This is a genomic window from Kutzneria viridogrisea DSM 43870 (genome assembly GCF_000525635.1).
In the GTDB taxonomy this organism is placed as follows: Bacteria; Actinomycetota; Actinomycetes; order Mycobacteriales; family Pseudonocardiaceae; genus Kutzneria; species Kutzneria viridogrisea.
In genome coordinates this window covers 2,045,961-2,059,455 of sequence record NZ_CP007155.1, presented here as the reverse complement: position 1 = coordinate 2,059,455, position 13,495 = coordinate 2,045,961, and the positions used below count along the sequence as shown (strand labels likewise).

Sequence of the window (13,495 nt, the reverse complement as noted above, 5' to 3'; positions counted from 1 at the left end):
ACCGTGAACGATCACCGGACACGAGGGGCGGGGTCATGGCGACCAGACAGGCGCGCAGGCGGAGGAGCAGGGCGGAACCCACGGAGGCCGTCCACAACGAACTCGGCGCGCATGCCACCGGCCCCGTGATTCAGGCGGGGACCATCAACGGCGACATCCGCCTGCACGCGACGCCCCCCGCACCGCGCCCACGGCAGCTCCCGCCAGCACCGACCTGGTTCACCGGCAGGGGCAAGGAACTCCTGGAGCTGAACACCGCGTGGTGCGCGGTCCGGGAGTTCCCGATCATCACGATCGTCGGCACAGGTGGTATCGGCAAGACAAGCCTCGCCCTGCGCTGGGCGCACAGCAACGTGGACCTGTTCCCCGACGGCCAGCTGTACGTGGACCTGCGAGGACAGGGCGCGGTTGAGCAGCCCGCGGCCGCCGTGCGCGTACTGCTCGACGCGCTCGGTGCCGACCACAGGTCGATGCCGACGGACTTCGACGCTCTGGTCGGCCGCTACCGGAGCCTGGTGGCGGATCGGCGGATGCTGATCGTGTTCGACAACGCCCGGGACACCGCCCAGGTCGCGGCCCTGCTGCCAGGCACCCGAACCTGCGCGGTCCTGGTCACCAGTCGTGATCGAATGGAGGGCCTGCACTCCTCGTTCGGCGCGGTTCGGGTGGCCTTGGAGGAACTGTCCACGCGGGAGGCACACGAACTGCTCGTTCAAAGGCTTGGCGACGGCCGAGTGGAAGCCGACCGCGAGGCCCTGCGTGAGCTGCTCGACTACTGCGCCGGGCTCCCCCTCGCACTCGCCGTGGTGGCTGGCCGACTGGCAACGCACACCGACTTCCCGCTCACGGTGGTGGCCGCTGAACTCAAGGAGGCCACGACCCGGTTGAGCGCATTGGACACCGGCGACCCCTCGACCACGCTCACGAGCCTGCTTTCCCTGTCATACAAGGCACTCAGCCCGGACACCGCTGAGCTGTTCGGGTTCATCGGCCTCATCCCGACCCCGGACGTGGGACTCGGCGCGGCTCGTGCCCTGACCGGACTGGACACCACCGCCGTGCGGGCACTGATGCGGGAACTGGAGCGCGCGTCACTGGTCGGCGAGCACCTGCCCGGTCGCTGGCGAATGCACGACCTCATCCACCTCTACGCCGCGCAACAGGCGCGAGCCCACCAGTCACCGGAGCTCCAGCACGCTGCGCTGCGGCGGTTGGCCGACTACTACCTGCATTCCGCCTACACGGGCGATCGCATGCTGGACGGCAACCGGGTACCCATCGCGCTCGACGAACCCGCCACCGGAAGCCGCCCGGAGGCCTTTGACGACAGGGATTCGGCGTTGGCGTGGTTCATCGCCGAGCACCGCTGCACCGTAGGGGTCCAGCAGGTCGCCGCCGAGCGTGGTTGGCACAGCACCGTGTGGCAGCTCACCTGGTCGTTGCACACCTACCGCTGGCGTCGCGGGCACTTCCACGACCAAGTAGCCGGGTGGAGCGCTGCGGTGTCAGCGGCACAGTCCATCGGCGACACCGCCGCAGTGGCGACCGCCCACCGGCTGCTCGGTGCCGCGTGTACCAGGATCGGGGACTTGGAACGCTCCTTCGAGCACCTCAACCACGCCCTCGAACTACTCGATCAGGCCGGGGATCCCGTCGAACGGGCGCACGCGCACCGAGCCCTCGCACGGGCGCGGGAACGCGGCGGCGAGCACCAGCAGGCCCTGGCCCAGGCGTTGCAGGCCCGCACGTTGTACCGGGAGGCCGACTCGCCAGGCAACGAGGCGGACGCGCTTGACCTGATGTGCCTGTACGAAACGAAACTGGGGCGCTACGAGGAGGCCCGCGAACACTGTGCGGCCGCACTCGCTCTCTACCGGCAACGCCACGACCGCGAGGGGGAAGCAACCACTTTGGACAGTCTGGGCTACCTCGCTCAGCGCACCGGCCGGTACCGCGACGCCCTGGCTCACTATGAGCAGGCGATTCTCCTGTTCGACGGAACAAACCCCTACCACCAGGCCAACACACTCGAACGGCTGGGCGAGGTACACGCCGAACTCGCCGATCCCGTCGAGGCGCGGTTGGCTTGGCGCAGGGCGTTGGAGCTGCTCGACTCCGGGGTTCGCGAGGCCGACGCGGCGCGTGTCCGGGACAGACTTGACGCGCTCCCACAGGGCGTGGACACCGAAACCCCTCGAGGATCGCAATGACCGCCACCATTGGCCCGGCCAACTTCCCCACACCGCTGCTCGCTCTGCGCTCGGCTGACCAGTCAGAGGTGAAAAGGGTTCGCGGGTTCGCCAGCATGCAGGCTGAGGCCGCGGAAGCGATGCGCGAACGGCTGTCGGCACGCTGGCACACCGCAGGGACCTCGGAGCGCACAGAGCTGCTCCGGGCCGTGCACGCCGACCTGATCCAGTGGCGCTACGAGCTCGCGTTACGAGCACCGGGGCGCATCGGCCGCGGCATCCCGCTGGACGCCGAGCGGTTCCGCGCGACCATCGCCGGCCACGGCCTGAACTACGATCGGATCGGCTACATCGGACGGCTCCGCGCCGGGGCCACGTGGGACGCGGCAACCCGCACGTTCCGCGGCGGACGGGACACGCCAGCACACCGGACCATGCTCGCGTACGGCGATGCGGCGATCGACAGGTTCCGCCGCCTAGGGGTGCGCGGCGACGTCCTGGACAACCCCGTGGCGCTGCCCGACGGGGCGTGCGTGCGGGGAAACCGCCTGGTGCGGGGAGAAGCCGCGCAGCGCCTCGCGCGGGACCTGCTCACCCGGATAGCTCAACGTGGTGCGGACACCAGCCAGATCGAGACCGGCGGTGAACCGGTCTACCTCGTGTCCGCCGAGAACGAGGCGCGCGCGGTCATGTTCAGCGCGGCGATCTCGCTGCTGGCCGGCGCGGCACGGGACGATGTCGCCGCCTGGCAGAACGCGCGGTACCTGCTCTACCAGGCGCCGGTCACCAAGAAGGGCAGTGATGCGGTGACCAGGACCTTCCTCGTGGCAGTGGGCGCGGTCCTGCTGGGCACACCACCCACGTTGGAGCATGACACCGATCTGCGGTGCCTGGTCCTCGGCCAGGACCGGGCTGTCGCCATGCCCAGCGACCCCGTGGTGCACGCGAGAATGACGTGGGCAACTCCGAAGAGGAGCGAGGAAACGCATGTCCGACCATCAGTCCACTGAGGACGAACCGGCTGAACTACCGCCCTACCGTGCGGTGCTCGTCGTCGACACCAAGGAGTTCGGCAGCAACTCCGACCCTGGGCAGCAGCGGCTCGCCGAGATCATCCCCGATGTGCTCGCGCGTGCCTTCGAGCGGGCCGGGCTCGGCAACGTCTGGTCGCAGGCACTGTTCCCGCACAACACGGGGGACGGCTTCGGCATCGGATTCCCCACTCGACACCTGCCCGCCGTGGTCAGCAAGGTCCTCGACACCCTCCAGGACATCCTCGCGGAGCGGCACCGCCAACTGCGCGGGCACGGCCTGCGACTGCGCATGCGCGCCAGCCTCAACGTCGGACCGGTCCGCGAGCCGGACCCGGACGGCATGACCGCGGTCGTCGGCAACACGGTGATCACCACGCACCGACTGCTGGACGCCGCCCCGGTGCGCGCACTGCTCACCAGGTCCGACCCCGACCAGACCTTCCTCTCGGTGGCGCTGTCCCAGCGGGTGTTCGAGGACGTGGTCGCCAGCGGCTACTCCACGCTCCCGCTGTCCCGGGTGGTGCCGACCCCGGTCCAGGTCAAGGAGTTCACCGGCACCGTCTACCTCTACGTGCCCAACCCCAGTGGCGAACTGTTGGACCGGGGGCTGGGCGACCACCAGCAGGACGCGGTCACCGCCGAGCAGGTCGGGCCGCCGCGGCGACGCGGCGGGGTCACCAACATCATGACCGGGACGCACGGCGGAACGGCGATCCAGGTCGGTCACCTCCACGGCGGCCTGCACACCGGGGACGACCGCTGAGCCGTCCCCCGCCAGGCATCGGTGTCACGGGTGCAGAACTGGCTTCCCCCAAGCCAGTTCCGGCAGGTAGTTGGACTGCCCGCCCATCAGGCGGGCCCCCGCGAGCATCGGGTGCACGGTCGTGCCAGGACGGTAGACGAGCAACCGGAGGTTGAGGACGTCAGAGACATCGATGGTCAGGTTCTGCGGCTGCCCCTGCCGGACGGTGACCTCCTTGCGCACCTGTCCGTCCGTGATGACCTGGAACACCCCGGTCTGTCCCGGGTCAGCGGCGTTGTCCAGGACGCCTGCGGTCACTTCGAGCTTGCGGTAGTTCATGCCCAGGTTGAAGCTGATGGAACCCTGCGGTTCGTGCGCGAAGTCGCGGCACTGGTAGACGATGCTGTCGCTGTAGTGACGGCCGTTGATGTCAGCAGCGCCCAACTTGATGTCAGCGGATCTCTGGGTCACCCCCAGACTGGTCAACAGCACCGAGTTCGTCGCCTTGGGAAGCTTCACACCCCGCTCGCGGTCGGCGAGCTTCTCCCGGACCGCGTCGACGATGTGCGTGAGATCGCGCTCGGCCGAACGGTGGTGGAGGCGGACGTACTGTCGACTGGCCAAGGAGCTGATCGTAGGCGGCAAATCCTTCGCGAGGGGCATGGTGACCTCACCGACGAGGATCGGGATGATCGATTTGTTGCCCGCCGTGGCGATCTCGATCTCGGTGCGAACCCAGTCCGCCGGAGCGAATATCCGCTGCTCGCCATCCCTGGAAACGGTCAGCCAGTTGGGCCCGATCACGACCAGGACCACCGCACTCTCGTTCACCGCCTTCAGCAGTTCCGGGTCGAACAACGTGGCTGGTGAGATCGAACGGCTCGAGCGGAAGACAGCGTCCTCGCCGAAGTGCCGACACAGCTTCTGGTCGATCAGCACGGCGCTGTCCTGGGCGTCGCCAACCCTGAAGTTGATGAAGATGTCTATGATGGCTTCTTCTCCTCACAGTCAACGCGGTTCGGCAGCGGGAGCACCCGTCAGCTTCCGGATGCGACCGCGTACGGCGATCCCCAGACGGCGTTGCCCTTCCGGCAGACCGTCTTGTCCACCGTGGTCAGGGAGGACCGCAGCGTCAGGGCGAAGGTGTTGGCCGGCAGGTCAGCGGCCAGCGGCTTCGCCTCGCCGGGATTGACCAGCGCTGTGGCGACGGGGTGAATGGTGTCGTTGTTGACGAAGATCTCGAACTTGACGGCCAATCCCGGGTCGGAGGTGGAATCGGTGCCCACCGCCTTGACCTCGATGCGGCTGAAGTTCTTCAGGCGAAACTGCTGCGTCCCGCTGTAGTAGTCGCTGTTGCACGTGGTCAGCGTGCTCCACAGCGAACTCTGGTACTGGGTCAACTGCACGTCGTGGTCGCCGTACTGGAAAGTCCACTTGTCGTTGGGGCGGGGCAGATCGGAGAGCAGAACGGGTGCCCCCTTGGCCAGGGTCCCGCCATCACCGGGAACTCCGGGAGTCGCCGCGGTGGTGGACGGGGCGCTGGAGGAGGTAGTCGACGTGGCCGTGGTGGTGGTGACCGGGGCCGCGGTCGAGGTGGCCGCGTTCACCTTTGTCGTTTCCGGCAACGCCGCTGGCGTAGAGCTGGTGGAGCGCCCCAGCACGAAGGCCACCGGCAGTGCGACAACAACAGCGGCAATGCCTAGCCACCGCTTCCTGGTGTCACCGGACTTCAGCTCGCTCACCGTGCGACCTCCGAGTGTCAAGCTCAACTGCTGTGCGAAGGCCGGATCGTCCCGGATCTCTCGGGCGAGGTTCAGCCGGAGTACGTCGACCTCGACCTGGTCGGCAGGGTTTTCCTTGAAACGCTCGAACACCTCGGCCAGGTAGGGGATCGACAGCTTGGCCTCGAGCTGACTGAGCAGATCCTCCAACTGCGCGTCATACGCCTTGGCGCCAATCTCGGCCTTGCGAGTCAGGTACTGGGAAAGCGCCCAGACCACAGAAGATGCCAGCTCGTCTTCAACCATCGCACGCTCCACGTGTCCGTGATGCCCAGTGGCGAATGCGGCCGCCGGTGAACCGGTGCCTGGCGTTCGGCCGTACGCCAGGTGAGCGGGCCGCTGCGGTGCCCTCCGCCACGTGCACCAGTGCAACACCGCCCAAGGCCGCAACCACGTGCCATCTGCGTCACGTGCGGCACTACCGCCCCGACTCGTTACCTCGCACTTCCCCGCGGAGTGCTCCGAGGTCACGGATCGTCACCACGCCGCGACGTGTCAGGACGACACCCTCAGTTCTCAACCTCTGTAGCGCCCTCACGACAGATTCCCTTGACACCGCAAGCAGCTTGCCCAGCTCTTCCTGTGAACCGATGTTCACCGACACGGCTCGCGCGCCGCTGGACGAGGACTTCTCCGCCACCCGCAGCAGGTGCAGCACTACCTTGGTGAAGGCGTCGTCGGTCTGCTCCGCCAGGCTGCGATCGGCCTCGCGCAGGCGCTCGGACACCACCCCGCACAGCACTCGCAGGATCCGCGGATGACGTTGGAACACGCGCTCCCAGGCGGTGGGCTCCAGCAGCAGCGCTTGGACGTTGGTGTCCGCGAGCACCGTGGCGGACCGCGCCTTCCGGTCGAGCAACGCCTGCTCACCGACGATGTCCCCCGCAGACCTCATCGCGATGACCCGGACACCGTCAGAACCGATCACCCGCACCCGTCCCTGGTGCAGGACCGCGGCCCACCTGTCACTGGCAGCGAAATTGATCAACACTGTGCCCTTCACGAACCGCCGCACCGTACCCTCGGCCGTGAGTGCCACCCGTTCCTGCTCAGTGAGGCTGCGCCAGAAGCTGCCGACTCGGTGCTCACTCGTCACCGAAGCCGCCGAGTGTGTGCCTGCCACGCTCATCCCGTTCGCCGACGGACAAGGCCACGAAGCACATCGCCCGCACACGTGCGGACGCAACACCCGTATCGAAGGCCGACACGGTTCGCGCCCTCCGCGAACACACTCTCCAGCAACACATCCGCCCGTCGACCACACCGTTCAATTCAGAGCATGCTGCGGCTGCTCGCCGTCACGGATGTGGTCAGCGCAGGCGACACCACGGCCGGTGCCTCATCGGAGAAACCGGATCTGCGGGTAGCGGGGTGAGGGGCGCTGGAGCAGGTGGTTGTCGAGGTGGCGTAGATGAAGGTCGAAGAATGCTCGTACGTAGTCGCGTTGCGCGTGGATGGCGCGGTGCGGGTCGAGGGTGCCGATTGCTTGCGTCACCTGGCTAGGCGTCAACCCCAGGATGGGCGCGGCCTGGGGTAGCAGCGTTTCCAGGTCGGTGAACGAGATGTGGGTGCAACCGATGAGGGCCAGTTCGCGTTTCCAGCCGTACTGGCTGGCCCAGAACTGATCCCAGCTGGGATCCTCCGAGCCTGGGCCGGGGTCGCTGCCGAAGAGAAGGAAGGGGCGCTCGGTGCCCGCGGTGACAGGTGGCAGGAGGCTGCCGTCCAGGTTGACGCCGGCCCGCAGGCGTCGGTCGGCGCGGATGGCCGCGGCGGCTGTGGCGCCACCGAGGGAGTGGCCGAGTATGCCGACGCGGGACAGGTCGAACGCGCCGGCGAGGGTGGGTGGCAGGGTTTGCCGTCCGACGTCGGTGTTGTGTCCGGAGTTGAGCGCGGTGAGCTGGTCCAGCACGAACCGGGTGTCCGCGGTGCGCACCGCGAGGGCCTTGGCGATCAGGGCGTTGTCGATGTCGCCGGTAATGGCGAAGGTTTCCACCCGGCCGCCGGGAAACTCGACCTGGTCGGCGTCGTAGGTGTGGTCGATGGCCACGACCAGGTAGCCGTGGCTGGCCAGTTCCTCGATCAGAGCGGTGCCGAGGCTGCGGTCGCTGCGCAGGCCCGGCGAGTACAGGAGGACCGGCCTCCCGCACCGGCCGCGGTCCACCGGTGCGGCCAGGTGGGCGTGCGTGACCGGCAGCAGCAGTGTCCCGGACGGGATGCCCTGCCCCTGCTCGAAGAAGGCGGCGGCGCCAGGTGACATCCACGGCGCGGCCGGGTGGCCATCGGCGGCGAGTGCCGGGTACCAGAGCTGGATCATGAGTTCCCGAGCCGGGCGGGAATCCTGCCAGGGATCGACGCGTGCCTGGTCGACCAGGTGAAACGAGGCCGTGCCCAGGGGATGCGGACCGGTTGGTGCGGGCAGGGTAAGCCGCACCGGAGTCGGCGTGGGGTTGGCGGCGACCAGCGGGTCCGCGGCGGGTCGCGCCTGGGCGGATGGCGCGATGGCCACCGAGACGGAAGCGATGGCTGACGCCGCGGCGGTACCGAGCAGCGCTCGGCGGCTCAGGAGTCGTCTCTCGTTCACCGTCGCCAAAATGTAAGCCTCCCCTTACATGAAGTCAAGGTTGCTTGACACTATGGAAGGGGAGGCTTACATTCATCGCATGGCAGACGAGGTACGGAAAGATCAAGTGACGCGTGCGGCCCGCCGCGCTGTGCTCATCGACGGCATACCCGTGACCACGTTGGGCGTGATCGCCCTGGCCCTGGGCAGCAACCCCGATCAGAGCACCGCCCAGAAGGCCTGGTGGATCGCGATCGCCACCGCCTTCACCCTCGCGGTGGTCTGGGTGCTGCTGCGGGCATTCCTGCGCGCGGACGAATACCTGCGCAAGATTCAGTTGGAGAGCATGGCCATCGCGTTCGCCGCGGTCCTCGTGGGGCTGCAAGTGGCTACCCTGCTCGATGCCGCGGGCATCATCCAGCTCCATCAGCTCGCACAACTGCTCCTCCTCGGTGGTGTGGCAATCTGGCTGCTGATTGCGGACCTGCGCACCCGCTTCCACCACTGAAGGGGACATCTGTGAAGAACCGGCTACGCGAACTGCGCGCAGCTCGCCGGTGGAGCCAGGCCGACCTGGCCGACCGGTGCCAGGTCTCCCGGCAGGCCATCAACGCCATCGAAACCGAGCGGTACGACCCCAGCCTGCCTCTGGCGTTCACCATCGCCGACGTCTTCGGCCTGACCATCGAGGAAATCTTCCGTCCCGACCGGACGGAAACCACGGGCGACCCGGCCTGACAGTGAGTCTTTTCAGCCGGTACAGCGGTTCGATTCGATGTCGTGCAGGATTGCAGCAGCACAGCTTGGCCAGGATCTTCCAGGTCTTGGGAGTGGCGATCGCTCGTTCGCATTCCTCATGACGGGTCGCCAGATCCCTCGTAGTGCGAGCGCCCGAATGTCCGCACCGCGTTGTAGTAGCCCCCGGCGACCCCTTCGCAGCTGTAACGCAACGGGTTGATGGCACTGTAGGTGTTGTCGCATGCCTGAGTCAGGTCGTACAGGAGCACCTGGTCGCAGGTCAGCCGGGAAAACGGGCTCCCCGCGCTGTAGCAGTTGTCGTGCGCGTCGCAGGCCGGACGGAAGTTGGCCTCCCCGTAGTTGTCTGGCGCATTCGTGCAGCCATCACCAGCGATCGCCATCCGGGCGCTCGGCACTTCCTGAGCCTGAGCCGATCCGGCGCCGACCACGAGCAGCCCGAAAGCGATGACCCCTGCCGCGGCAGCCGTCTTCCTGAGCATTATTCCCCCTTTTTCAAGAAATTGCCGGTGTCGAACTGGACACAGAATGGCTTTCACCCGTGACGTCTGTGTCTCGGGCGGGTCTCTCGACTGTCCCGCACCGCTGTGGCACGGTTACCGAACGGAGTGGCCGGTAAGGGGGCGCATGAGCAGGGTGTGGGACTTCCGCCTTCTCGGGGGGCTCGAAGTGGTGCGAGACGGCGAAGTGGTTCCGGTCCCCGCGCCCAAGCAGCGCGTGGTGCTCGGCTCCCTGCTGCTGACACCGGGCCGTGTTGTCCCAGCGGGCGAACTGGTGGACCGGTTGTGGGGTGAGGCACCGCCGGACGGCGCGCGGGCGACCCTGCGCAACTACGTCATGCGGTTGCGGCGTGCGCTCGGTGACACCGGTGCCGACCTGATCGTCACCCGCCCGGAGGGCTACCTGGCGGCCGTCGACGAGAACCAGGTGGACCTGCACCAATTCCAGCGATCGATGCGCCGTGCCAGGGAGTTCGCCGACTCGGGGGACCTCGATCAAGCCGGGGCGTTGATCGAGACGAGTCTAGGGCTGTGGCGCGGCGACCCGTTGCTGGACTTGCCCTCGGACAAGCTGCACGCCGAGGTCGTCCCCGTGCTCGTGGAGCGGCGTCTGGCGGCCCTGGAACTGCGCTTCGACCTGGATCTGCGGCGCGGACTGCACCAGGAACTGGTCGGTGAACTCGGTGAGTTGGTCATCGCGCACCCACTGCGCGAGCGCTTCTGGGCACAGCGGATGCTCGCTCTCTACCGCTCGGGGCGGCAGGCTGAGGCGCTGGAGGAATATCGCGCACTCAGCCAAGTGCTGGCCGAGGAGTTGGGTATCGACCCGAGTGAACCGGTGCGGCAACTGCATCAGCAGATCCTCGCCGGAGACCCCAAGCTCACCCTGCCTGACAAGTACTCGGCAACTCCTCAGCACGGCGCTCCCCCGGTTCCCCGCCAGTTGCCCGCCGCACCAACATGGTTCGCCGGACGTGAGGAGGAACTGACCCAGCTCACCGCCGCGATGGACGACGAGACCGGGATGGCGGTCATCGCACTGGTGGGTGCCGGGGGCATCGGCAAGACCTGCCTGGCCCTGCACTGGGCACATCGCAACCTCCACCGGTTCCCGGACGGGCAGCTGTTCGTGGACCTGCGCGGGTTCAGCCCCGACGGCCAGCCGATGTGCTCGGCGACGGCCGTACGCGGGTTCCTCGACGCACTCGGTGTCGCGGCGGCGCGGGTGCCGACCGATCCACATGCCGGGGAGGCGCTGCTGCGCAGCCTGCTGGCCACCAGGCGCATGCTGCTCGTGCTGGACAACGCGGCCGACACAGCGCAGTTGGTTCCGCTGCTTCCAGGAGGCAGTTCCTGCACCGTGCTGGTCACCAGCCGGGACCAGCTGATCGGGTTGGCCGCTGGGCACAACGCACGCCGCCTGCCAGTGGAGGTGCTCACTGGCTCCGAGGGCCGCACGCTGCTGGCCTCCCGGCTGGGCCGCGAACGGGTGAGCGCCGAGCCAGCTGCCGTGGCACAACTCCTTCTCCACTGCGCGGGCCTGCCCTTGGCGTTGACCATCGTGGCGGGCCGCGCACAGGAACACGCTGACTGCCCGCTGGCGACGGTGGCGGAGGAGCTGCGCGATGCGACCAACCGGCTCGGAGTGCTGGACGAGGGCGACCCTGCGGCGAGTGTGCGCGCGGTGTTGTCCTGGTCGGTCGCCGACCTGACCACTGACCAGCTAACGGTGCTCAGCCTGCTGGCACTGGCGCCGGGTGCTGACATCAGCCTGTCAGCCGCGGCAGCACTCACCGGTCTGCCGCCCGCTCAGGCCAGGAGGTGCCTGCGTACTCTGGAGCGGGTTTCCTTGCTACGGCAGCAAGTCTACGGCCGCTACCGGATGCACGACCTCATCCGCCTCTACGCCGCCGAGCAGCCACTGCAACCCCAGCAGCGGGATGAAGCGCTGTTGCGACTGGTCGAGCACTACACGCACACTGCCTTCGCCGCGGACCGCGTCCTCAACCCACACCGCGATCCGATCACGGCTGTCGCCCCGGCGGACAGCAACGACCTGGTGGACCGGCACACCGCGATGACCTGGTTCGAGCAGGAACATCAGCACCTGCTTGCCGCCCAGCAACTGGCCGCGCGGCAGGGGTGGCACGAACTGGTCTGGCAGCTCGCGTGGGCAACCGACACTTTCCACCAGCAGCGCGGGCTTCGGCACGAGGAGCTGGCCACGTGGCTGGCCGGAGCCACCTCTGCCCAGCACCTGGGGGATACCGCGGCGGAGTCCACGGCGTGCCGATTCCTGGGCAGTGCGCACGCCAGGCTCGGCAGCCACGCCGAAGCAGTCACGCACTTGGGACGGGCGTTGGCGCTGGCAGTACAAGCCGGGGATCCGCGACTACAGGCACACGCGCACCACTCACTTGCCATCGCCGAGGAGATCTGCGGGGACGACCACCTCGCGCGCGAGCACGCGGTCCGCGCCCTGGAGATGTTCCAGCAGCACGGTCCTGCGGTGTACCAGGCGCGTTCCCTGAGCGAGGTGGGCTGGTTGTCCGCCCGTCTTGGCGAGTACGACCGGGCCAGGTCGGCGTGCGAGGACGCCCTGGAACTGTTCCAGCGGCACAACCACCGCGCTGGTCAGGCCGACACCCAGGACAGCCTGGGCTTCATCGCGCACAGCACCGGCCGCTACGACGACGCCGTGCACCACTACGAACAGGCACTCGGCCTGTGCCGCGCGCTCGGGTTCACCTATGGCGAGGCCCAAACCCTCGAACGGCTCGGGCACACCCACACCGCGCTCGGGAACCACGAGCGGGCCCGCACCGCGTGGCGGCAGGCCGTGGAGCTCTACCAGGCACAGCAACGCAGTAGGCAGGTCGACATCGTCCAGCGGGAACTCGACCAGCTCGAGGCCGTCACCGCAGTGCCGGAACCTCGCGGGTAGGACCCGAGGCAGTCCCGAGCTGTCCGATTCGCCGTCGATGGGCGAGGAGAACGCGGAACTCAAGCGCGCCAACGGTGAGCTCAAAGCCGTCAGTCTTCGGAGTGGTCCACGTTCACTGCGGGGCCGAGGCGGCGTGCGGCCCTTCTCGCCACACGCCGCGGCATGCCCTGATCAGAACTGGTTCTCGCCGCCGTCGATGTCCAGATTCGCGCCGAGGATGAAGCTGCTGTCGGCGGAGGCGAGGAAGGCCACCGCGGCGGCGACCTCCTCCGGGCGCCCCATCCGGCCGATCGGCACTCCCGCGGCGAGTTCCGCCTTGACAGTGGCCGCATGCTCCTCGCCGACGACCCGGTCGATTCCCGGGGTGTCGATCGCGCCCGGCGAGACCGTGTTGACCCGGATGCCCCGGCTCCTCAGCTCGTTGGCCCAGGTTCGCGCCAGCGACCGGATCGCGGCCTTCGACGCCGAGTACAGGCCGTAGTTCTCCCAGCCGTCCTCGGCGCGGATGGAGGCGTTCAGGATCACCGACGCGCTCTCGTTGAACAGGGGCAACGCCTTCTGCACGGTGAGCCATGTCCCCCGGACATTGATGCCGAAGGTCTGGTCGTACTGCTCCTCGGTGGCCTGCTCCAGCGGCGCGAACCAGGCTCCGCCCGCGTTGGCGAACAGCACGTCCAGGCCCCGGCCGTGGGCGCGGACCGCGTCGTACAGCCGGTCCAGGTCGGCCGACTCCGCGATGTCACCCGGTACCGCGGTGGCCGCCGGCCCGATGGACGCGGCGGCCGCGTCCAACTCGGCCTTGCGGCGGCCGGTCAGGAAGACGTGCGCGCCCTCGGCCGCCAGACGTGCCGCGGTGGCCTGTCCGATCCCGGTGGCGGCGCCGGTGACGACGGCGGTCTTGCCCTCGAGCGTTCCCATGGTCCGCACTCCCTCAACTTCAGTATCGATCAGTACTGAAGTCGACCGTAGCACTTCCAGACTGATCGGTA

12 protein-coding genes are annotated in these 13,495 nt (G+C 68.1%); 6 read left to right on the top strand and 6 right to left on the bottom strand.

The window, feature by feature from the left end; all coding sequences use genetic code 11:
• Positions 1-35 precede the first annotated feature (35 nt).
• The 3 genes from KALB_RS09330 to KALB_RS09320 are packed head-to-tail and all read left to right on the top strand — an operon-like array spanning position 36 to position 3,986.
• Positions 36-2,210: a tetratricopeptide repeat protein gene (locus KALB_RS09330; protein ID WP_025355451.1), complete on the top strand. Its 2,175-nt coding sequence runs from the start codon at positions 36-38 to the stop codon at positions 2,208-2,210.
• The gene (locus tag KALB_RS09325) at positions 2,207-3,199 is read left to right on the top strand and encodes a hypothetical protein (RefSeq protein ID WP_025355450.1); all 993 of its coding nucleotides are present in this window, start codon (positions 2,207-2,209) and stop codon (positions 3,197-3,199) included. The genes KALB_RS09330 and KALB_RS09325 overlap by 4 nt, the downstream gene beginning before the upstream one ends.
• Positions 3,177-3,986 (top strand): nucleotidyl cyclase domain-containing protein, encoded by an 810-nt coding sequence (locus KALB_RS09320; RefSeq protein ID WP_025355449.1) that lies wholly within the window; start codon positions 3,177-3,179, stop codon positions 3,984-3,986. The genes KALB_RS09325 and KALB_RS09320 overlap by 23 nt, the downstream gene beginning before the upstream one ends.
• A 24-nt stretch (positions 3,987-4,010) precedes the next feature.
• Here the strand turns inward: KALB_RS09320 and KALB_RS43740 are convergent, their stop codons facing one another.
• The 4 genes from KALB_RS43740 to KALB_RS09295 all read right to left on the bottom strand — a co-directional run bounded on the left by KALB_RS43740 (position 4,011) and on the right by KALB_RS09295 (position 8,327).
• The gene (locus KALB_RS43740) at positions 4,011-4,940 is read right to left on the bottom strand and encodes a TIR domain-containing protein (RefSeq protein WP_268872267.1); all 930 of its coding nucleotides are present in this window, start codon (positions 4,938-4,940) and stop codon (positions 4,011-4,013) included.
• A 62-nt stretch (positions 4,941-5,002) separates the two neighbouring features.
• The gene (locus tag KALB_RS09305) at positions 5,003-5,992 is read right to left on the bottom strand and encodes a hypothetical protein (RefSeq protein WP_148309410.1); all 990 of its coding nucleotides are present in this window, start codon (positions 5,990-5,992) and stop codon (positions 5,003-5,005) included.
• 172 nt (positions 5,993-6,164) lie between these two features.
• Positions 6,165-6,932 carry a Crp/Fnr family transcriptional regulator gene (locus tag KALB_RS09300; RefSeq protein ID WP_158510729.1) on the bottom strand — a complete coding sequence of 256 codons (768 nt, stop codon included), beginning with the start codon at positions 6,930-6,932 and terminating at the stop codon, positions 6,165-6,167.
• Between the two features lie 153 nt (positions 6,933-7,085).
• Entirely contained in the window at positions 7,086-8,327 is a 1,242-nt protein-coding gene (locus KALB_RS09295; RefSeq protein ID WP_042220299.1) for an alpha/beta hydrolase family protein, read from the bottom strand.
• A gap of 79 nt (positions 8,328-8,406) precedes the next feature.
• On the opposite strand from KALB_RS09295, the gene KALB_RS09290 reads away from it, so the two are divergent.
• Positions 8,407-8,814, top strand: a complete 408-nt coding sequence (locus KALB_RS09290; RefSeq protein ID WP_081789844.1) for a hypothetical protein — start codon at positions 8,407-8,409, stop codon at positions 8,812-8,814.
• Positions 8,815-8,825: 11 nt separating this feature from the next.
• Positions 8,826-9,044 carry a helix-turn-helix transcriptional regulator gene (locus tag KALB_RS09285; RefSeq protein ID WP_025355444.1) on the top strand — a complete coding sequence of 73 codons (219 nt, stop codon included), beginning with the start codon at positions 8,826-8,828 and terminating at the stop codon, positions 9,042-9,044.
• 116 nt (positions 9,045-9,160) lie between these two features.
• Here KALB_RS09285 and KALB_RS09280 read toward each other — a convergent pair whose 3' ends face one another.
• On the bottom strand, positions 9,161-9,544 hold the full coding sequence (locus KALB_RS09280) for a phospholipase A2 (protein WP_025355443.1): 384 nt from the start codon (positions 9,542-9,544) through the stop codon (positions 9,161-9,163).
• Between the two features lie 145 nt (positions 9,545-9,689).
• Here KALB_RS09280 and KALB_RS09275 point away from each other — a divergent pair, with 145 nt between their 5' ends.
• Complete coding sequence (locus tag KALB_RS09275) at positions 9,690-12,506, top strand: AfsR/SARP family transcriptional regulator (protein ID WP_025355442.1); 2,817 nt, start codon at positions 9,690-9,692, stop codon at positions 12,504-12,506.
• A 171-nt stretch (positions 12,507-12,677) separates the two neighbouring features.
• On the opposite strand, the gene KALB_RS09270 is transcribed toward KALB_RS09275, so the two are convergent.
• Positions 12,678-13,424: an SDR family NAD(P)-dependent oxidoreductase gene (locus KALB_RS09270; protein WP_025355441.1), complete on the bottom strand. Its 747-nt coding sequence runs from the start codon at positions 13,422-13,424 to the stop codon at positions 12,678-12,680.
• Between the last annotated feature and the right edge of the window lie 71 nt (positions 13,425-13,495).

Bases quoted from the DNA above. Each gene is read 5' to 3' on its own strand.
- KALB_RS09330 (WP_025355451.1), top strand. From the start codon at position 36: ATGGCGACCAGACAGGCGCGCAGGCGGAGGAGCAGGGCGGAACCCACG.
- KALB_RS09325 (WP_025355450.1), top strand. From the start codon at position 2,207: ATGACCGCCACCATTGGCCCGGCCAACTTCCCCACACCGCTGCTCGCT.
- KALB_RS09320 (WP_025355449.1), top strand. From the start codon at position 3,177: ATGTCCGACCATCAGTCCACTGAGGACGAACCGGCTGAACTACCGCCC.
- KALB_RS09305 (WP_148309410.1), bottom strand. From the start codon at position 5,992: ATGGTTGAAGACGAGCTGGCATCTTCTGTGGTCTGGGCGCTTTCCCAG.
- KALB_RS09290 (WP_081789844.1), top strand. From the start codon at position 8,407: ATGGCAGACGAGGTACGGAAAGATCAAGTGACGCGTGCGGCCCGCCGC.
- KALB_RS09280 (WP_025355443.1), bottom strand. From the start codon at position 9,544: ATGCTCAGGAAGACGGCTGCCGCGGCAGGGGTCATCGCTTTCGGGCTG.
- KALB_RS09275 (WP_025355442.1), top strand. From the start codon at position 9,690: ATGAGCAGGGTGTGGGACTTCCGCCTTCTCGGGGGGCTCGAAGTGGTG.
- KALB_RS09270 (WP_025355441.1), bottom strand. From the start codon at position 13,424: ATGGGAACGCTCGAGGGCAAGACCGCCGTCGTCACCGGCGCCGCCACC.